The organism is Marinifilum fragile, from assembly GCF_963677365.1.
GTDB lineage: Bacteria > Bacteroidota > Bacteroidia > Bacteroidales > Marinifilaceae > Marinifilum > Marinifilum fragile.
In genome coordinates, this window is sequence record NZ_OY781962.1 from 1,253,870 (window position 1) to 1,274,928 (window position 21,059).

At 34.7% G+C, this 21,059-nt stretch carries 18 protein-coding genes; 12 read left to right on the plus strand and 6 right to left on the minus strand.

Annotated elements, in window-relative coordinates; all coding sequences use genetic code 11:
• Positions 1-178 precede the first annotated feature (178 nt).
• Entirely contained in the window at positions 179-694 is a 516-nt protein-coding gene (locus ACKPCA_RS04855; RefSeq protein ID WP_321281710.1) for a hypothetical protein, read from the plus strand.
• 57 nt (positions 695-751) lie between these two features.
• Here ACKPCA_RS04855 and ACKPCA_RS04860 read toward each other — a convergent pair whose 3' ends face one another.
• Positions 752-1,141, minus strand: coding sequence for an FKBP-type peptidyl-prolyl cis-trans isomerase (locus tag ACKPCA_RS04860; RefSeq protein ID WP_321281711.1), 390 nt, complete (start codon positions 1,139-1,141; stop codon positions 752-754).
• 44 nt (positions 1,142-1,185) lie between these two features.
• Between ACKPCA_RS04860 and ACKPCA_RS04865 the strand changes: the two genes are divergently transcribed.
• Positions 1,186-1,371 (plus strand): hypothetical protein, encoded by a 186-nt coding sequence (locus tag ACKPCA_RS04865; protein WP_321281712.1) that lies wholly within the window; start codon positions 1,186-1,188, stop codon positions 1,369-1,371.
• A gap of 11 nt (positions 1,372-1,382) precedes the next feature.
• On the opposite strand, the gene ACKPCA_RS04870 is transcribed toward ACKPCA_RS04865, so the two are convergent.
• Positions 1,383-2,240 carry a YjjW family glycine radical enzyme activase gene (locus tag ACKPCA_RS04870; RefSeq protein WP_321281713.1) on the minus strand — a complete coding sequence of 286 codons (858 nt, stop codon included), beginning with the start codon at positions 2,238-2,240 and terminating at the stop codon, positions 1,383-1,385.
• Positions 2,215-3,756: a YjjI family glycine radical enzyme gene (locus ACKPCA_RS04875; protein WP_321281714.1), complete on the minus strand. Its 1,542-nt coding sequence runs from the start codon at positions 3,754-3,756 to the stop codon at positions 2,215-2,217. Before ACKPCA_RS04875 ends, ACKPCA_RS04870 begins: the two co-directional genes overlap by 26 nt.
• 174 nt (positions 3,757-3,930) lie before the next feature.
• Here ACKPCA_RS04875 and ACKPCA_RS04880 point away from each other — a divergent pair, with 174 nt between their 5' ends.
• The gene (locus ACKPCA_RS04880; protein ID WP_321281715.1) at positions 3,931-4,542 is read left to right on the plus strand and encodes a leucine-rich repeat domain-containing protein; all 612 of its coding nucleotides are present in this window, start codon (positions 3,931-3,933) and stop codon (positions 4,540-4,542) included.
• Between the two features lie 47 nt (positions 4,543-4,589).
• Here the strand turns inward: ACKPCA_RS04880 and ACKPCA_RS04885 are convergent, their stop codons facing one another.
• Positions 4,590-5,114 carry a hypothetical protein gene (locus tag ACKPCA_RS04885; protein WP_321281716.1) on the minus strand — a complete coding sequence of 175 codons (525 nt, stop codon included), beginning with the start codon at positions 5,112-5,114 and terminating at the stop codon, positions 4,590-4,592.
• Between the two features lie 289 nt (positions 5,115-5,403).
• On the opposite strand from ACKPCA_RS04885, the gene ACKPCA_RS04890 reads away from it, so the two are divergent.
• The 9 genes from ACKPCA_RS04890 (at position 5,404) to ACKPCA_RS04930 (ending at position 18,363) form a co-directional block, all read left to right on the plus strand.
• Complete coding sequence (locus ACKPCA_RS04890) at positions 5,404-7,173, plus strand: tetratricopeptide repeat protein (protein ID WP_321281717.1); 1,770 nt, start codon at positions 5,404-5,406, stop codon at positions 7,171-7,173.
• 301 nt (positions 7,174-7,474) lie between these two features.
• Positions 7,475-7,993, plus strand: a complete 519-nt coding sequence (locus ACKPCA_RS04895; protein WP_321281718.1) for an RNA polymerase sigma-70 factor — start codon at positions 7,475-7,477, stop codon at positions 7,991-7,993.
• 135 nt (positions 7,994-8,128) lie between these two features.
• Positions 8,129-9,313: a FecR family protein gene (locus ACKPCA_RS04900; RefSeq protein ID WP_321281719.1), complete on the plus strand. Its 1,185-nt coding sequence runs from the start codon at positions 8,129-8,131 to the stop codon at positions 9,311-9,313.
• A gap of 148 nt (positions 9,314-9,461) precedes the next feature.
• Positions 9,462-13,064, plus strand: coding sequence for a SusC/RagA family TonB-linked outer membrane protein (locus ACKPCA_RS04905; protein WP_321281720.1), 3,603 nt, complete (start codon positions 9,462-9,464; stop codon positions 13,062-13,064).
• A 31-nt stretch (positions 13,065-13,095) separates the two neighbouring features.
• Positions 13,096-14,607: a RagB/SusD family nutrient uptake outer membrane protein gene (locus tag ACKPCA_RS04910; protein WP_321281721.1), complete on the plus strand. Its 1,512-nt coding sequence runs from the start codon at positions 13,096-13,098 to the stop codon at positions 14,605-14,607.
• Between the two features lie 82 nt (positions 14,608-14,689).
• A complete protein-coding gene (locus ACKPCA_RS04915; protein ID WP_321281722.1) occupies positions 14,690-15,598 on the plus strand; it encodes a substrate import-associated zinc metallohydrolase lipoprotein in 909 nt (302 codons plus the stop codon).
• A 55-nt stretch (positions 15,599-15,653) separates the two neighbouring features.
• Positions 15,654-16,949, plus strand: a complete 1,296-nt coding sequence (locus tag ACKPCA_RS04920; RefSeq protein WP_321281723.1) for a DUF4302 domain-containing protein — start codon at positions 15,654-15,656, stop codon at positions 16,947-16,949.
• Positions 16,950-17,030: 81 nt separating this feature from the next.
• Positions 17,031-17,276 (plus strand): hypothetical protein, encoded by a 246-nt coding sequence (locus ACKPCA_RS04925; RefSeq protein ID WP_321281724.1) that lies wholly within the window; start codon positions 17,031-17,033, stop codon positions 17,274-17,276.
• Between the two features lie 61 nt (positions 17,277-17,337).
• The gene (locus tag ACKPCA_RS04930; RefSeq protein ID WP_321281725.1) at positions 17,338-18,363 is read left to right on the plus strand and encodes an Ig-like domain-containing domain; all 1,026 of its coding nucleotides are present in this window, start codon (positions 17,338-17,340) and stop codon (positions 18,361-18,363) included.
• A 774-nt stretch (positions 18,364-19,137) separates the two neighbouring features.
• On the opposite strand, the gene ACKPCA_RS04935 is transcribed toward ACKPCA_RS04930, so the two are convergent.
• The gene (locus ACKPCA_RS04935) at positions 19,138-20,793 is read right to left on the minus strand and encodes a hypothetical protein (protein ID WP_321281726.1); all 1,656 of its coding nucleotides are present in this window, start codon (positions 20,791-20,793) and stop codon (positions 19,138-19,140) included.
• Positions 20,794-20,796: 3 nt separating this feature from the next.
• A complete protein-coding gene (locus ACKPCA_RS04940; RefSeq protein ID WP_321281727.1) occupies positions 20,797-21,039 on the minus strand; it encodes a hypothetical protein in 243 nt (80 codons plus the stop codon).
• Positions 21,040-21,059: the final 20 nt, after the last annotated feature.

A 21,059-nucleotide genomic window follows, 5' to 3' on the forward strand; every position in this document is an offset into this window, starting at 1 on the left:
GTTTGTAAATCTCCAAAGCCTATTTCAATTTGGATGACTCGTATTCAATCACTTGTAAAATCAATAAAAACAAAAGGATTAAATAGAAAGAATATTAAATAGAAAAACACCTGCATTGCACTCTTGGTTTTTAACAAAAAATGCTTTGTTTTGTAGTGCAATTTTAAAATTACATATCATGTTGAATAATATTATAAGATTGATTATTGCTGGAATTCTACTGTTGGGTTCAATCTTTCTATTCATAAATTCTTTTATAGGATTAGGAGTATTGGCAGTATTATTGTCTGGATTATTTGTTCTAACACATTTTAAGAATGAGAAAAATCTAATCGCCTTTTATTTTTTAAGGAAAAATAAGTTTCAATCCGCTGGGAAAGTTTTAGCAGGAGTAAAGCATCCCGAAAGAATGATTAAAAGTCAGGAGGCGTATTATTACTATTTATCTGGGTTGATTCATTCGCAAGAGCATAAAAACTCTGTGGCAGAAAAACAGTTTAAAAAAGCCTTGAATATTGGCCTAAGAATGAAAACAGATAAAGCAGTTGCCAATTTAAACTTGTCAGGAATCTATCTGTCGAGAAGAAACAAGCAGCTATCTAAATACTACTTGCAAGAAGCCAAGAGCTTGGACAAACAAAAAATGCTTTCAGCTCAAATTAAGGAGATTGAACATATGATGAAAAGAATATAATCTTAATTGGTAAGATATAAAGAAGCCTGATAATTGATTTTATCGGGTTTTTTTTATTTAAAAAACTTTAGTCAGCATAATATCAAATATCAGTACAGAACCACCTGGAATAGCACCATAATCAGTACTTCCATAAGCCAAATGCGATGGTATGATTAAAATTCCTTCTCCATCTTCTTTAAAATAGGATAATCCTTCTTTCCAGCCTTCGATAACCACAGATAGGTTAATTTCCAGGTTTTCACTTTTATCGAAAATAGTACCATTGGTAAAGTAACCAATATAGCTAATGGATACATTGCAATCAGCAATGGGACTTTTGCCTTCGCCTTTGTTTACAATTACATAGTGTAAACCGGATTCCGTTCTTTGTGCATTAAGCTTATGTTTTTCGATATAATCCTGAATCTCTTTCTCGTTAAGTTGTTTAAATTTATTTTTCTTCATGCTTTTAATACTATCTTGTAAGCTCAAAGTTAGACTTTATAATTATGCATCCTATTTTTTGTTTTATTGGAGGAGCCATTCGCTTTGCAATTCTGTATATACAATCTTTAATTTCAGGAAAGGAGAGACCCAAGTACATGATGGTCTGTCAGAACAAATCGAATGCATGGTTGGGATTTTTATTGATTATTCCTTTGATACTTCTGTATCTGTTAATTTATCAATGGTAAAATCAGTTTTCTTATATAACAAGAATATCTAGATCTGATTGTGTTAGAATACTTTTTGCATGAATCATTTCATCTTCATTTGGTTCTTTCAGGTATGCAAATTCTTTTCTAATACCATGATTTCGCATCTTAATTAAAGTTTTTCCTACTGATGGAGATACTGATTTCATTAAATTGGCAATATTCCTAATTTCAATTTCATCGTTATTGTAATTGGGAACCAAAACAAAACGAAGCTCAAGTAATTTGTTTTTACGATTCAGATAAGCAATCGAGTTTAAAATTTTCTCATTGGAATATCCTGTAATTTGCATATGTATATCAAGTGAATATGCTTTAATATCCAGCATAACACCATCAATATAGGGCAGGAGAGAGTCCCATTTCTCTTGATTTATATTTCCGTTAGAGTCAATTAAAATGGACAAATGTTTCAGCTCCGAATTGGATTTGATTTCCTGAAATAGCAAGTTTAAAAATGAGGCGTGAAGCATTACTTCGCCACCAGATACGGTAATGCCCGAAATAAAATTCTTTACTTCAAGAATTTCACAAATAACATCTTCAACCGACATTTGTTTGTAAAATGGGCTGCTGTTTTCAGGACAAACTTTAATGCATTCATCACAACGAGTACAGGTGTTTTCATTGTGGATGATGCGTTTGTTTTCGGAATCAATCTTCAAACTGTTGGTGGGACATGTATCCACACAAGTACCACACAAATTGCACAATCCTATGGTGTGGGAATTGTGGCAATACATACAGTTTAAATTACATTCTTGAAAGAAAATAACCATTCGGTTGCCAGGTCCATCAATCACACTCGATTTGATGATTCCACTAATATTTGCTTGCAACTTGCTCATTGGAAATTACTCGTTTCGAAACACGATTGTCTACATTGGCATGGTCCATAGAGTTGGCCGCAAACAGAGCACTACCATATCTTGATCCTTCTTCTCGGAACTCTTTTAAATCGCTTCTTCTAACCAAATAGCCAGTGATTCGGATAAATTCACCATTCGATAAATTAAAGGTAAACATTCTCATTCCTTTTGAAAATGCTCCTTTGATGATATCCAGAATAGCAGTTGGATTTCGTTTTACCGTTTCATCAAAGTGGAAAATATCACTAATCCCTCCATTAAACAGATGATGATGTGGAGCAACAGTGTTGATATGTGAATAGATGTCAGGCTCACTTCCAATTGGAATTCTGGCTCCTGCAGTTTCCTCTATATCAATGTCAATACCCGATTGAGCATGAAAAAATGCTCTGCCATCATTGGCTTCACAATAAGGTAGTTCTCTGGCGTCAACATATTTCTTCATCGTCTCCAAAATCAAATGTGCAAGTTGATTGGCTTCTTCATCCTTTCCATAGGTATGTTCTCTACCACTATTTTTCATCAATTGATTTACACATTCGGCAAGACCATAAAAACCAAACATGGCAGAGAAATTAGCCAAGGCAATAATTCCTTCTTTGGCAAGAAAATCCGTATCGTAATACTTAACGCTTTCTACAAGATATTTGCTTCTTGCTTCGATAACATCCAATGTCATCTCGCAATACTTTTTTAAAGTATCCGACAAAAAACTTTTGATATCGCCCTTATGCAGATCGGTAATCTTTTTTAGGTTTAAACGAATAAGCGTATGAGATCCGCCACCTATAGGCAAAGAATTATAACAACTTACTACGCCATAATTTCCTTTAAAATCAGAAGCAGTCATCTTGTGATTGGCGACATGAGGTTTTGCTACCTCAAATACGGTTTTGCTTGCCTCAAGTAGAAGTTCATCCGATGTTAGTTCAGAATCATATTTCAAAGTAAGATTGGGAACAACCTGCTTTAATTCTCTCTCAATTCTTAAAACAGTTCTGGCAATTACATTATCTACCGGACCGATGTTAATGTGTACAAAAGCATCTGGCAGACTTCTATCAATAAATCGCCAAAAAAGCTTCATCTTTCTATAGATTTCATCTTCCGATAAATCGCCAACATAATCAAGAAGTAGCGTATCAATATTGCCCAGATATACTGAATAACCAGTAATGGAAGGAACCTGAAGGTAAAGAATCGATAGAAAATTAATCGCTTCATCGAAATTTGTAGGAGGATCTAATTCAAGATACTCAACGCCATTTTTTAAGGCATAAGCATAATCTGGAAGTACATATCTTGGACGGTAAGGTGCACTTCCTTCAAACAAGTCGCAAATGATTTTTTGATCTAATGCATCCTTTGCTTCTTCCGATATTGTTGGATAATCCTGAGAGCTCTCTGCAATATAGGCCAAATGGTGCTTTTTTTGTCGATAATTTAAATTACCATCTGTTAATACTTGTAATACTCTTGACTTAATTTCTTCCATTCGTATAAATCTATATTTATTCTAATCGAGGCGATTTTGATGATTCAAAAGTATACAAAACTTAGCAGGCTTGAGATACGAAAACAGAAAATATATTCGGAATGATTATTTTGTTTGGTACAGCTATTAACTTTTTACTATTTTGCACCCAAGAAACCTACTTGAATTGCATAAATGAAGGATGTAAAGATTATTGAGGAACTAATTGGTCAAATAAATCGAAACCTAAAACAGGTGCGAAAAGTTACATGGTTAATCAAAGGCTATCAATTGAACGACTCAGGACATGTAACGCATTTGAATTTAGCCAAGTGCAACTTTAAAGGGAATTGGCCTTCTGCTTTATTTAAATTAACACATTTGCAGTTTTTGGATATTCAAGAAAATCAATTGGAATCTATTCCTGAAGAAATTAAAGAACTCAGGAATTTATCATGCCTTGATATTCGCAACAATCAGCTTCAAGAATTGCCTCAATCAATAAGCACTTTACCAGCACTTCAAAAGTTATACCTTGGAAATAACCTATTTACTAAAGTTCCTGAATTGATTCAAAATTGTGCTAATTTAAAACTAATCGACTTTACTGATAATTTGTTATCCGAAGGGATAGAGCATATTTTAAAATCTACATCAATAAGCAACATATACCTAAGAAACAACCGATTAAAATACTTTCCTTTTCACCTCATTAAACCCAATAGAATTCTAGAGTTGAATGTAATGGAAAATAATATTGAAAACTCACAGGAGAATTTATCATGGGTAAAAAATGTTTTGTTTTGATTAAAAAGAAGGGTGACTATAAAGTAAAAATAGCCACCTTTCAATTACTATCTGGGTTTTAAGATTTTATAATTTACCTTCACAATTTCATTTCTGAAAGGCATATCATACAGGTTATAATGATCATCGATATATGGATCATATTCAGGATGGAATTCATCATCATGTAATGGATAGTTACGAATAAAACCCGGAAAGCCGGTTGATGGATTTAAATCAAACCAGTATACATCATAAGGATTCAAGTGAATGTATATTCGAAAATCATGCTCATATTCATCGGGGCGGTAAATATAACCTCGCTCACTTAGTGAATGAATATCGGCGCGACTCCAATGTGCAACAATTCCATTTACTTCAACCCATCCGTTTTCCAGTTGAACAGGCCTACTATTTTTATCCCTGATAAAAACCTGTACTTCCTTATTGTTATTGTAATCTTGTGCGATTCGCACCGAAACTTTCAATAGTGATGGATCAGTCAATTCAATATCGCTAAGGGCAGATTTGCTGCATGATTGCATGCTCAGTAAACCAATTAGAAATAATAGTGTATATATTCGTGTTTTCATATTTTTATAGTATTGATTTACTACTATGACAGCTATCTAAACAAATACACGTATTAAAAAGATGATTTTGTGGGAATAAAGTGAACAAGTCAAAGCTACTGCCTGCCTTTTGCTAAATATTTTAATTATCCTATAGATAAAATTGTTTTCAAGCTAGGTATAAATCTATATATTTGACCTGTATAATACTTGCCTTATGAAAAGCTTTCTACTTACTATACTTCTTTTAACATTATTTTTTTCAAACTCAGATGCTAATTCTACTATACAAATAAATAGGCTTGATAGCTTGGAAACAAAACTTATCAGTTCTTCAGGGCAAGCAAAGCTAGATGTATTATTGAAACTTTGTGAAAGTCTGGTGGAAAAAGATTCTGAGAAATGTATTCTTTACAGTAGGCAAGCTCTTGATTTAGCCAGAGAATTGAGACAATCTGATAATGAAATTAAGGCATTAATATATTTGGGGCGCGAACACTCTAATTTGGGAAATTATTTTGAAGGTCTTCAAACATTTAAGAAAGCCCAAAAAATTGCCATTGAAAATGAGTTGGATTATTCATTAGTAAATGCATTGAACGAAATCGGAATTACTTATTTTCATATAGGAAACTATAAAGAAGCTCAGACCTATTATTTTAAAGCTCTCGAAAAGGCTGAATTAATTGGGTATAAAGAAAGAGAAATAGGCTTACAGAATAATATTGCAATTATCTATTCCATTTATAAAGATCACGATAAAGCTCTTGAATTATTTACTAAGTTGTTACATATCTACGAAAATGAAAATGATTCAATTCAGACTGCACTTACTTCAGTTAATATTTCTAATATATACGATGAACTTGGCAAATACGAAGAGGGATTACAGTATTTAAATAAAGCTATCCCTATTTTTATTTCTTCGGGAAATAAACTGAAACTTTCGTCTACCTTGAATAATCGGGGAAGTATTTATTTTAAAGTAGGGAAAGTTGATAAGGCATTGAATGATTATAGGGATGCATTAAAAATTGCAGAAAAGAATAATTTTGAAAGTGGCATTATTTCTTCATCTATAAATTTAGGACAGTATTTCATATTTGATAAGAAACATGAAAAAGCAATCGAGTTCTATGAAAATGCACTAAAAATATCACTTGAAAACCATGATAAAGCACGTGTAATGGAATGCTATGAAGGACTTGCCAATGCATACGAATTATCAGGGGATTATAAAATGGCATTGAGTAATACAAAACTTTATCTCTCTTACAAGGATGAAATATATAATGAGCAAACTCAGAAGCAAATTAGCGAGATTCAAATAAAGTACGAAACTGAAAAAAAAGAGAATGAGATTGAGTTTTTGCAAGCTCGTATAAAAACACAAAAGAGAAATCTTCTTATTATCTTGGGAGGTTTACTTGTGATAAGTGTATTGATATTGAGGCTTCTGAGGTTGAAGCAGACTAGTCTGGAACGGAAAAACCTTCTTTTGGAACAAGAAAAGCAAATGGATCAGCTCGCACTGCTAAAAATGGAAGCTGAAACAAGAGAAAAAGAGCAAGAGAACCTGCGATTGAATGAAGAGATGCAAGCCAAAGAAGAGATTAACAAGTTAAAGCAACTCAAATACAAGTCTGAATTAAAACACAAAGAGCGAGAGTTAGCAGCTAATGCTTTGCACATGGTAAGTAAGAACGAAACCCTGAATAGTTTTAAAAAACTCGCGGAAGATGCATTGCTGGCTCAAAATGCAGAGGTGAAAACAGCATTAAAAAAGTTGATTCAAGAAATAGAAAGTAACATTCACTTAGATCAGGATTGGGACAAATTTAAAATGCATTTCGAGGAAGTACATCAAGGATTTTTTAAGAGTTTATTGGAGAAACATACCGACCTGAATACAAATGAACTAAGGTTTTGTGCCTATCTAAGATTGAATTTGGATGCCAAAGAAATTGCCAGAATCCTTAATATTTCAGTTAATGCCATCGAAAAACGTCGATATAGATTGAGAAAGAAATTAAGTTTAGAGTCTACGGATAGCTTATTTGAATATTTAAATAGATTCTAATTTTATTCTAAAAACAAGTTCTAAATTCTTACCATATGGCAAAAAAGGGTGGGATTAATTACATGCTGGAACTTGATCTGTCCGCACAGAAATCTAAGCCAATAATCACCATTCAAATGCTACTTTTTAACTTGCGACCCCTTTTGTCTGGGTGTGCAATAAGCATACGACCCCTTTTGTCTATGCTGTAAGTTAGGTGTTTATGCAACTGTTGAGATAATTTTAAACGCAAGATTTGGAAGTCTCCCAAAGCTTCTAAATTCTTTGAAAAATTATTAACCAACAATAAATACCAACCAAAGTGAAAAGGAAGACAAAAGAATTCCAACAGTTTTTTGAAAGATTTTACCCAATGCTGTGTTTGTTCGCTCAAAAGTATGTTCAAGATTCAGATGTGGCAGCAGATATGGTTCAAGAATCTTTTATTAAGCTTTGGAAAGGGAAGGATGACTTTGAGAATCAAAGTGCGGTGAAGGCTTTCTTGTATACTGTAACACGAAACAATTGCTTGAACTACCTAAAACACAATAAAATTGTTCTGGACTACAGTTTGCAAGTTATGGAGAAAGACTTGTTCTATAGAGATCACATTATAGAACAGGAAACCTATATGGCTATTCACGATGCAATTGAAGTATTACCATCACAAGGAAAGCGTGTGGTTGAAATGAGTATGCGTGGGATAAAAAATCCAGAGATTGCTGAAAGTTTAAGTATTTCGGTAAATACGGTAAAATCAGTAAAGGCCAATGCATATCGTCTGCTTCGATTAAGATTGCAGGATGTTGTTGTTCTCCTGATAATGTTTGTTTTTCTATAATGAGATTGTATTTAAAGTATTGAATACCTGTTAAATGTTGGAGTTTATATGAGCTCTGGCATTTTTTTTTGCAAAAAAGACAAATGACACCCACCCACTTTTATTTCTGAATTGTTTAAGCACTAAATATTTTAAATGGATAAGATTGACCACTACATAAGAATATCTCAATTGATTGCTCGAGAGGTAAATTATGAACTTACCACTGAAGAGAAACTTGAATTGGATAATTGGCTCAATGAGAGCAAGGAAAACCTTGACTTATATCATAGTATTCGTAATCGTGAAAAATTTTTGGATTGGGACCAACAGTTACATCAAATAAATACTGAGAAGGGGTGGGATAGGTTCGAATCTACAATTAAACCACATTGGAGCATTAATACTTTTAAAACAGTTTTAAGATATGCGGCGGTTATTCTGATTCCTTTGTTTTTATCAGGAATAGGATACTTCATTTATAATGATATTTCTTCTCTACCTCAACAGCATGGGCAAGTCAAAGATCAAAAGCAAATGAAACCAATGGCAAGATTGATATTGGCCGATGGTAGCAAAGTAAACCTAGAGAATCAAGAAAATGTTGCCTTGAAAGAGAAAGATGGAACCTTGATTGAAAAAGATGCAGGTCGATTGAAATATCAGAATAAGGCAAATGAAGATTCAAAGGTCCTGTATAATACTGTAGAAATTCCCAATGGAGCCAATTATCAGCTGTGTTTGACTGATGGAACCAAAGTTTATCTGAATTCAATGAGCGCATTGAAATTTCCTACCCAATTTTCAGGTAAAACAAGAGAGGTGCAATTGACAGGAGAGGCCTACTTCGAGGTTGCCAAAGACAAAGAACATCCATTTTTAGTAAATGTGTCAGGAACCAGAATAGAGGTCTTGGGTACTTCTTTTAATGTAAAGGCATACAGTGATGAAAATGAAATTGTCACCACTTTGGTTGAGGGGAGTGTGAAAGTCAATCCTTCTGAAGTTGATAAATCGACTTTGCTTAAACCGGGTCAACAGGCAGTTGTAGATGTTAAAAAGGAAGGAATACTTGTTCAGGATGTAGATGTTAATCTGTTTACATCCTGGAAGGATGGTGTCTTTTTGTTTAAGGCAAAGAGACTTGAAGACATTATGAATGAATTGACTCGTTGGTATGATTTAAAAGTTTTTTACATGAATCCAGCTGTAAAAGACCTTCGTTTTGGTGGTCATTTTAACAAGGATGAAGAATTTGAATCAATTATGGAAATGTTTGAGTTAACCAGAAAAATAAATATCGAAGTAAATGGAAAAACCATTTTAATCAGTGCAAAATAAAACAGGAAATGCTCCAACATTTCCTGATGTATATATTTCTGCAGCAACAGAAATAAAATTTAAGTACAACCTAAATTAACACAAAGTTATGAAAAAATGTTGGAATGACGGCTTTCGACCCCGAAAGTTGTTTAAAATGTTGTTATTTATGAAGATGCTAGCCTTGTTTTTATTGGCCAGTGTAATGAGTGTATCGGCAAATACCATAGCTCAGGATGCCAGAGTTACCATAAACTTGAATGGAGCGGACTTGGAGCAGGTATTGTGGGAAATTCATGAACAAACAGGCCTTATCTTCCTGTATAGTTCGGAAGATATTAAGGAAGTGAAGGATGTTTCGGTTGAAGCACAGGATGAAACAGTTAAATCTGTACTGCAACATTGTTTAAAAGACAGTGAACTTGAATATGAATTCAAGCAGGAAGCAATTACACTTCGTAAGAGTGTGAAAGAAAAACAGCCATCAGGTGAGGTTCAGCAAGAGAAAACGCGTAAGATTTCTGGTGTGGTGGTAGATGACCAAGGACTTTCTCTTCCTGGCGTATCAGTTTTAATAAAAGGTACAACCACTGGTGTGTCTACCAATTTTGATGGTGAATTTACTCTAGAAATTCCTGCAACAGGAAAGTCGGTATTGACCTTTTCTTTTATTGGAATGCAATCTCAGGAGATAGTGGTAAGCAAGCAAACCAATCTGAATATTACCATGAAAACTGACTCAGAACAGTTAAACGAGGTGGTTGTTGTATCAGATGGTTTTCGTAAAACTGACCGTCGTTTGTTTACTGGTTCGGCTACTACAGTTAAAGCTGAAGAAGCCAAGGTTGCTGGTGTAGTTGATGTAGGACAAATGCTGGAAGGTAAAGCGGCAGGTGTATCTGTTCAAACTGTTTCCGGAAGTTTTGGTGCAGCACCAAAAATACGTGTTCGTGGTGCCTCTTCCATTTATGGAGATCAGAAACCTCTTTGGGTTGTAGATGGAGTTGTATTGGAAGATGTAGTAGACGTTTCTCCTGATGATTTATCTTCTGGTGATGCTGCAACCCTAATTAGTTCAGCGGTTGCAGGTTTGAACTCCGACGATATTGAAAAATTTGAGATTTTGAAGGATGCATCGGCAACAGCTCTGTATGGAGCACGAGCAATGAATGGAGTAATCGTTATTACAACCAAGCGCGGGAAAAAAGGTGCAACTTCAGTTTCATATTCTGGTGAATTTACGATGAGATTAAAACCATCTTATTCGAACTATAATATCATGAATTCTCGTGAGCAGATGTCTGTTTATCGTGAATTGGAAGCAAAGGGGTGGTTGAATCATGCGGAGATCTCTCGACAGAAAAGTGGTGGGATTTATAAGAAGATGTACGATTTAATTAATACCTACGATCCTACAACGGGTTTTGGTTTGCAAAATACCCCTGAAGCAAGAGCTAAATTCTTACAGAAATATGAAATGACTAATACCGATTGGTTTGATGAATTGTTTACCAATAACATTACACAAAATCATTCGGTTAGTTTAACTGGAGGTACAGAAAAGAGTAGTTTCTATTTCTCGACAAGTTATTACGGAGATAAGGGATGGTCTATTGCTGATGAGGTAGACAGGTATACAGTTAATGCAAATGCTTCTGTTCAATTAAATGAAAAGTTGAAGATCGGATTTATCACAGCAGGTTCATTTCGTCAGCAGAAAGCACCCGGTACTGTGAGTCGTACAGAAGATCCTGTGAATGGTGAATATAGTCGTGATTTTGATATTAACCCATTTTCATACGCCTTGAATACAAGTAGAGTTTTGCGTCCTTATGATGATAATGGAAATCTGGAATATTATAGAATGAATTATGCCGATTTCAATATCATTAATGAGATGAAAAACAACTATTTGGATATTGACATGTTGGATTTGAAATTACAGGCGAATATCGATTATAAGTTGTTAAAAGGACTGGATCTGAATTTTGTGGGTTCGATTAGATATGTGAAATCTACTCAGGAGCATAAAATCTTGGAAAATTCTAATATGGCATCAGCTTATAGAGCAAATGATACATATGAGATTGCCAAGGACAATAAATTTCTATTTAAGGACTTAGAAACTCCAAACTCATTGCCAAAAGTGGTTCTTCCGAAAGGAGGATTTTACAATAGAAGTGACAATAGTCTGTTGAACTATTATTTTAGAGGAACTACAAACTGGAATAAAATCTTTGAGGAGATTCATATCGTAAATGTTATGGGTGGTATGGAGATTAAGTCTTCCAATAGAAAAAACAGTGCATTTGATGGTATTGGTTACCAGTGGGAAAGAGGTGGAATACCATATATTGATCCTGACTTTGTAAGACAGCAGTTGCAAAATGGAATTTCCTATTATGGAATGCAAGAATATCGAGACCGCTTTGCTGCATTTTTTGCAACAGGAAGTTATTCTTATGCAGGAAAATATACAATCAATGGTACTTTCCGTTATGATGGTTCAAACCAGTTGGGAAAATCAACTTCTGCACGTTGGCTGCCAACTTGGAATGTAAGTGGATCATGGAATGCACACGATGAAGATTTCTTAAGAGATTCTGAAGTGATTTCGCATTTGTCGTTGCGAGCTACCTATGGACTTACAGCAAGTATGGGAGCTGCAAATAACTCAACATTGGTATTGATGAATCAGGTGACAGACCGTCCTTATATTTCAGAGCAGGAATCTCAGATGTACATTGATGGTTTGGAAAATTCAGAACTAACATGGGAAAAACAGTATGAAACCAACGTGGGGATGGATTTAGGTTTGTTTCGCAACAGAATCAATCTGAGTGTGGATGCCTATCAGCGTAAGGGGTTTGATTTGATTGCTTATATCAAAACTTCTGGTATTGGTGGTGAATTCTGGAAATATGCCAATTATGCAGATATGGAATCTCATGGTATTGAGTTTACACTAACCACACACAATGTGAAGTCTGATGATTTTAAATGGAAAACCAACGTGACTTTTGCCTACAACAAGAACGAGATTACAAAATTGAAATCGTTCCAGAATATTTACAACTTGGTGAAAGATGTTGGAGGACCATTGGAGGGATATCCAGTAAGAAGTCTATTCTCTGTACAATATAAGGGACTCAATGCTGAAGGTTTGCCTACATTTATTAATGAAGATGGAGTATTAACTGTTTCTGATCTGGATTTCCAATCGACCAAAATCGATCATTTAAAATACGAGGGATCCATTGATCCAAAAGTTACAGGTGGTTTTGGTAATATGTTCACTTACAAAAACTGGAAGTTGAATGTTTTCATGACTTACCAATTTGGAAATAAGGTGAGATTACGACCTCAGTTTAAAGCAAAATATTCTGATCTGGATGCCATGCCGAAAGAATTTTACGATCGCTGGATGCTAAAAGGAGATGAAGAGATTACTGATATTCCTACCATATTATCGCAACGTCAGTACAATGTAAACTATAGTAAGGCTTACAATGGATACAATTTATCTACAGCTCGAGTTGCCGATGGTTCTTTTGTAAGAATGAAAGAGATTTCTCTGGCTTATAGCCTTCCAAAAAAATTACTGTCTGGAATAGGTTTGAACAGTGCGACGTTTAAACTTCAAGGGTCGAATTTGTTTTTGTTGTATTCCGACAAAAAATTGAATGGACAAGATCCAGAGTTTATGGGTTCAGGAGGTGTAGCAATGCCAATTCCTAAGCAATATACTCTATCGGTAAAACTTGGTTTTTAAATAGTGAAGAAGATCGATAAAAATTAAGACAATGAAAAAAATTAAAAATATAGCCTTAGTCTTTTTGGGGATGACCATCTTATCTTCATGCAATGACTATTTAGATGAAACACCTGATAACAGGACTATTTTGGATTCACCTGAAGCAGTGAGTGAATTATTGGTATCTGCATACCCAGAAGCTTTCTATCATGGATTTGCAGAAGTAATGTCTGATAATGCTGGTGATAAAGGAATTGGACAATATGTCGCAGAATATATCCCAAATGAAAATGCTTACTATTGGGAGGATGCTGCTTCTTCGCAGTACGATACACCTACAATGTATTGGAATGCTTGTTATGCTGCGATTGCTGCAGCCAATCACGCTTTAGATGCGATTGAAAAGGCTTCGGATGAAGAAAATTACACTGCCCAAAAGGGAGAGGCTCTTGCCGCACGTGCCTATGCACATTTTATGTTGGTGAATTTGTTTGGAAAGCACTATAATCCTGCTACAGCAGAGAGCGATTTGGGAGTTCCTTTTGTTGAAGAACCAGAGAGGGTTGTATTTAAAGACTATAAAAGAGCTACTGTAAAAACCATATACGATAGAATTGAGGCTGATATCGAGGAAGCATCTATGCTGATTAAAGATGATAGTTATGCTGTTGGTAAATATCACTTTACGCAGGCTGCACTTCATGCTTTTGCATCAAGATTCTATTTGTTCAAAGGCGATTGGGACAAAGTAATTGAACATTCTGATATTGTTTTAGGTAGTGACCCATCAAGTAAATTGAGAGACTGGAACGGAAAATATCTTACCTATGAAGCAAGCGAACTTTGGGCACAGTATACAAAAGCCGAAGAAGCTTCCAATATCATGTTGGCCAGAGGATATTCCAATTGGGGGAATGGTGCTGTTGTTTTTCGATATTCTCTTTCATCCCTAAAAATCCAGGAGTTGTTTGGAAAAGATCCAATAACAGATGCAATGCGCTTCGAAATGGTGATTGGTGACAAAGTTTTGTATGCTGCAGGTTCTCAACTGTTGGGCTTTATCCCAAAATTAAAGGGCAGAATTGAAAGTCATGATAATAATCCTGATCAGGGGCTTGCCAATATGGTTGCTCCACTTTTTACCACTGAAGAAGTGCTGTTTAATAGAGCTGAAGCCTATGCAATGAAAAAGGATTATGCATCGGTATTGGAGGATTTGGATAGCTATTTGCAAAAAAGAGTGAGATCCTACAATACAGATGACAAAGTAGATTTGGAGAAAATACAAAAGGAATATGAATTGGCTGATGGACCTGAATTGGCACCATACTATACCGTTGAAGAGGGACAGAAATACTACTTATGGTACTTGTTGGATTTGCGTCGTCGTGAGTTTGTTCATGAAGGAATGAGATGGTTCGATGTGAAGCGATTCAACATAGAAATAACACATGATGTTATTGACGGTGGTTCAATTACATTATCAAAGGATGACCATCGCAGAGTGATTCAAATTCCTGAACAGGCGATAGCTATTGGTTTGCAGTCCAATCCAAGATAAAAAAGAGAAGGAATGAGTTATTTTCTCCTTTCGGAGTTATTGGAACTAAAAAGGGGAATAAATATTCAAAAAAAATTAAGAAATGAAAAAATATATATGTTTTCTAATGCTGGGAGTTCTGCTATTTGGTTCTTGTAGCAATGATGAAGATCTGGGAGAATCATTAATTGATACCTCTACGCCAGAACTGAACGAAGTGGATGAATGGATAAGAGAAAATTACACCTATCCCTACAATGTAGAAGTGAAATACAAGTGGGACAACTCGGAGTTGGATAATACGAAAATTTTAACCCCAACGACATTGGACCGTGTAATTCCTTTCTTGGAGAAAATGAAGGAAATTTGGATTGATCCATACGCAAGGAATGGGGGTGAAGATTTTATGAAGGCCTATATTCCCAAGCAGATGGTTTTAGTGGGCAGCCACAATTATGAAGATAATGGAGGTATTGTCCTGGGCCAAGCCGAAGGAGGAAGAAAGATTACCATTTTCGACCTGAATTATATCAACTTTGACCTGAGTGGTTTATCGGATTATGAGAAACGTAGCGAAATGGCAACTATCCTTAGGGTGTTTAAAACTATGCATCACGAGTTTGGTCATATTCTGCATCAAACTATTGCATATCCTGTAGAGTACAAGAAGCTAACAACAGGTTATACATCTAACTGGATGAATTTTAGTAATTCAGAGGCCAGAGGAATGGGATTTATTACTGCTTATTCTCTGTTGAATCCTGATGAAGATTTTGTGGAAATGTTATCTGAATTCCTAACCCGAAGCAATGAGGATTGGAATGAATTGATTGATAAGATCAAAGTGTATGATGAAAACTATTATACAGATGAAGATGCGTCAAAATTAGCTAGGATTAAAATTCGTGAGAAGGAGAAAATGATTGCAGATTACATGTTGCAGATCTGGAAGATTGACATCTATAAATTGCAGGCGGATATTGCTGTGGTTTTAGACGAATTGAGTAATTAATTCATAGAAAAACAAGAGAGTTATGAGAAAAATACATTTAAATATAATATGTTTCATGCTTATTTTATTTGCGGCATGTGACAACGATTTTGAAAGTGAGTTTGATCTTACACCAGATGAAAGAGCGAGTATTGCTGTTAAAGAGTTTAAAGATGCTTTAACCTCATCTGAGTATGGATGGCTTACCCATTACTATCCTAATCCAACAAAATTAGGATCATTTACCTTTCATTTTATATTTGATGAAAAAGGTACCGTAAATATGAATTGGGATTTTTCAGATTTTCCTGATAAATCGGAATATTCTGTAAAGATGTTCGAAAAACCAATTTTGATTTTCGACACTTATAGCAAATTCTCCAAGATGACTGATCCTGAAATTGGAGAACCAGGAAAAGGATTTGGTGGTGAACTGGAGTTTAGCATGACTAAAAAATCAGCTGATGGTGATACTTTATATCTTGCAGAGAGAGTGAGTGGAGATCCTATGATATTGGTTAAAGCTACAGCGGAAACACCTGCACAACTAAGGGAATATGCCAAGTATACCAAACATATTGAAAGAGCTAATGAGGAAGTAGTGGTACCTTTTTACTTCAACCTATCAGTTGAAGGTTGGGATACAAAAGTAAATATGGTATATAGTGGGGATAAGCTTATTGCTTTTCTTAACTATGTAGACAATGGAGAAGTGAAGCATGAACTAATGCCAATTAATTTTACGCATGAGGGGTTTGAATTTCATCACGCATTAGTAATGAACGGTATTGGAGCTAGATCTTTTAAATACGACGAGGCTAAGAATCAATTTGACGTAACGGATGCTGGAGTTACTGGTACTTTTAAATATGAAGCAGATTGTCCTGCTCATATTGAAGGTATGACTGATAAGTTTTTTGGACCTAAAACATTTGGTGGTGATGCAAAGGTGATTAGTCCAAAATTAGCCAATTTGATAGATGGTATCTATCCTGATGCAGCGTTTAGTTATTTTACAACAAGTACTTATGTTGCGTCTTGGTTCCCTTGTACATTCAATTTAAATTTTGAAGATTGGAATTCTCTGAAGATCAAAGTAAACTATAACAAAAAAACTGAGGATGTTGTAGAAATGGAATTTCTAGGTTATCGAACAGATTGGTCTGCACCATTTGATGATCTGGAATATATTGAAGGATTGATGTCTACAGAGAAAGGCCAGGCTATTAAAAATATAGTAGCCAGTCCTAAGGGATGGACCATTGTTCCTATTGAGCTAAAGGAATATGGATCATCTTATTATCTAGTAAGTAATGAAGATCCAGAAATGTATATGTGTTTTGGGTTGAATTATAGCGATGATGAGGATTAATTAGACGTTTGAATACCCTTCTGCTTATGTATGTAATTGTATTTAAGCGGGAGGGGTTTTAAAAATCTCAATTATAAAAAAATGTTCGATACGAGTTTTGGATTAAAAACATGGATTTATCCGGGATTGATTTGGGGTGTGATCATGTTTGTTGGCGTTACTATGTTCGTGGTTGAAAACAATGATGAGCTAATAACATGGAACCAATTGTATACTCTTCCGATTTATTTAATTGGTGGTTTAGTGCTGCAATATCTACAGTTTAAGCGCCTAAATAAAAAGGGAAGAAGAGAAATAGGACAGAAAACAGATTCCCGTGAGTATTAGAAATAGATTTCATAAATGAACATCTTGGTAAATTGTAAATAAGATTAAAAATAAGAATGATATGAAATCAATTATGATATGCGCCAATGGTAATGTACTGAGTAAGTATATTAAAATTTTAAAGAGTTTTTCTAATCTGTTAGTGATTGTAATCCTACTCCTTGTTTCTAGTTGTCAAAAGGATGAGAGTACAAGTAATCCGCTTAATGTTGTATCAACCAATATTTCTGATGGTGCAACAGGAATAGATGTTTTTTCAGAAATAATGATTCTCTTTAGTGAAGAATTGGATGTTAGCTCGGTAAATGAAAATAGTTTTCTGGTAAAAAAGGGGAAATATCCTGTTTATGGTAAAATTAGCAGTGTTGGAAATAAAGCTGTTTTTAAGCCTTCACAGCAATTAGATGGAGAGCAAGCATATGAATGTACTATAACTACTGATGTGCAGGGTATAAATGGTGAGGTAATGGCTAATGATTATCATTGGGGCTTTACTTCAGGAGAGGAGCCGGATATGGTTGCTCCCCAAATTAAAAAGAGTATTCCTGTTGATATGGAAATTTCAGTTTTTACAAACATTGAAATTTTGGTGTATTTTGATGAAGAGGTTGATCCGGAAACGATTAATAATAACTCATTTATTGTGAAAACAGGAGAAACAGTTGTTGGTGGAAGCATTACCTACGAAGCTAAAGTTGCAAAGTTTATTCCTGATGTGGAATGGATGTATGAGACTGTATATACTTGCATGCTTACCAGTGATGTTAAGGATCTTGCAGGTAACGCATTGGCGAGTAATTTTGAATGGCAGTTTACAACGATACCCGAAGTGTTAAGTTTTAGTGCTCTTATTCAACCCATTTTTAAAGATCAGGATTGTTGGACCTGTCATAATGAGAATCGTGATCCTGATTTGAGAGAGTCAATGGCATACAATTCTTTGGTTAATGGAAACTATGTGGATACTGATTCGCCTGAGGATAGTCGTATTATTAAACAATTGAAGGGGGGGCATGCTGGTTTTATTACACAAAAAGAAGAGGATTTGATTCTGGAGTGGATTAAACGTGGAGCAAAAAATAATTAATAAAGAGGCGATGGAAATATGTAAGAGTATGATCTAAATACATGTAAATCATAGCTTACTCATTCTATTAGGCAATATTTAGTTGGAGGTTAGAGGGCCTTCTCGATATTCGCACACATCTTAAAAAAAAATCCAAGAGAAGGCCCCTCTATATTCTCATGGTTTGAATCTAACTATAACCTCATATATAAACTCAAGGAGTGTCACAAACTCCTTGAGTTTTTTCATATAATAAAGTGTGATTATCATTCTTATTTATACAAAATATCTAGTTTCAAGGATCAGATGTTTTCTTTGTTCATCATAGAGCACATTGTTGTTTTAATTGATAATTTTAGACATAATACTCATCTACCATTCGTATTTTACACATTCCCATCTCAACAGAATGAATTCACCCATTTTTAATAAATGTCCTTCGAGTTATAGATGGGAATTTTAATTCTGACATTAATAAATGCTATCATCATGTGTTACATTACTTGTTCGGGTTGGGAAAAAGTACATATTAATCTTGCGAGAGCTCAATTTTCTTGATGTTTATAGGCCTTTAGTTTAAACTAGCATTTTACGTGTAAAATTCGTAACTTATTAATTCTTTGCAACGAAGACTATTTATATATGTGTGTTAAAAATTAGGGTTAGTCTTCAACAGAGCGATTTTATTAATAGGGTATAGAATGAGTGTGTAAAAGATTCAATGTATTTAATGAAATCGCTCTGACCTTTTTATAAGAATATACCTTTAATTTTAGTGGATATCAGGGATCCAAATTAGTGATCCAAATCAAGAGACAACCTATTGTACTGGAATTTATTATCGGCAAGATATTTTATTAAGTCTAAACCTAGCTGAATCCAGCCCATTGGTCCTTTTGCAATTTTAATGGCAATAGAAATAACCGTACCTAAAAATTCAGATACTTCTTCAAGTGCTTTTGTAATCCACCTGTTTTTATTGATATGCTCTTCTATTAATTCCTTGTCTGTTCCAATAACTGTAGTTAAACTGTCGAAATTAAAATCGTAATCAGTGATCAGTTGACTGTTGGTGTTTTGAGATTTTACAATCCTTTTTGAAAAGAAAAAGGACAATGCTGTTTTGGCCATATGAAATGCCTTTTTTAACTCGCGAACTAAGATCTTAATTCCATTTTTAAACCATTTAAACAGGTTTTTTATCGATTCGATAACCCATTTAATGCCATCTTTTATAAAATCACCAATCCGTTTGAAAAATCGACCAATCGAGCGAAGTAATCTTTTGCCTCCTCTTGTTTTGGATTTTAGATTCGAAGGAGATGTAAACTCGTCTTTTATTTGTTGATCAATCACTTTCAATACCTTTTTTTTATCTTCTTCCTTTTCCAATTTGTTAATAATGGTGCTAAACTCTTCCGATATGGTTTCCATCTTCTTATCACTTTCCATCCTAACAAGTACAGGGAGCAAAGCCTTAAAAAGATAGCTAACGTTTAACACCCACCAGTCATTTCCTAAGCGCATTAACAAATCACTCATTTTATATCCCTGTTTTCCTCCATAGCTATCGTGTATATACGAAATAAGCGAATGAATACCAGTAATGCTTAAAGGGCCAAGGTCATTGTCGAGCTTGCCCTGATAATTGCCCAATAACCACAATCTAATTTGTACCAAACGAGTCATGAGCTGATGCAATTGATCCTTTTCAAAGCTATCAAATTCAACTTTCTTTTTTTGAACCAAGTTTAAAGTGTTTTGGCTCTCCTTAGGAATAAATGCTAATCTGGATTCGAATCTTTTCTTGTTGCTTGTAAACTTTACATCTTGATCTTTTAACTTTTTGTAAGAGTTTTTAAAATAGATCAGGTGCTGATAGCGGGATTTAGGGTAGGAGTCTTGTTTTGCAATCGCTATTGAAAGATCTTCCATGTTTCCCAACAGTTCAATAATTTGTTCATGATCTGAAATGTTACACCATGATCCTAGCCGATTTAGATGTTCTGTGAGATCATCGGATAATTGATTGGTAATACTTTTATTGAATATGGAAAGAATTCCTAATCTCCAGTTCAGAACTCTGGATAGGATAGGGTTTTGCCTAATTTTATTTATTGAGTACTGATGAAGCTCAAATTCGCCTTCCAAAGAGGATAATTCATGCAGGAAGTCAAGTTCTTCCTCAGAAAGCAATTGACTTTTAAATGTTCCAAAATGATCAATGCCTTTATGGAAATCCTGTTTGTTCAATTCATATTCCTGCCTGAATAGGGAAATGCCTTCCTTTAATTGCCCCAAGGTGGCAGTTTGCTTTTCGCTGTTACGATCCAGATCGATATAACCCAAATTATCAAGAACTTCCTCACATTCTAGCTTATGGATGGCAGTAAAGTTTACCTCTGTTTCGGGTTTCAAAAACTCACTCCTAAAAATTTCTTGTATCGACATGATTTACGATTTATCCAGTTTCTTTCTCATGAATTGTAGAAAATTCACAAATTGCTTTTGAATGCTAACAACATATTTTCCATACCCTCCGGAATCATGAGGTTGATCTTCATTGGCTTCTGTATAAGGAGTAATTTCCAGAGCATTTTGTGCCTTTAATTCGTTCCAAATGCTGGAGGCCTGAAATGAACTCTCCTTAAGATTAATTTTAAGGGTACAGAAAATATATTTGACTTTTTGTTTCACAGCTTCAGATGATAAAGTTT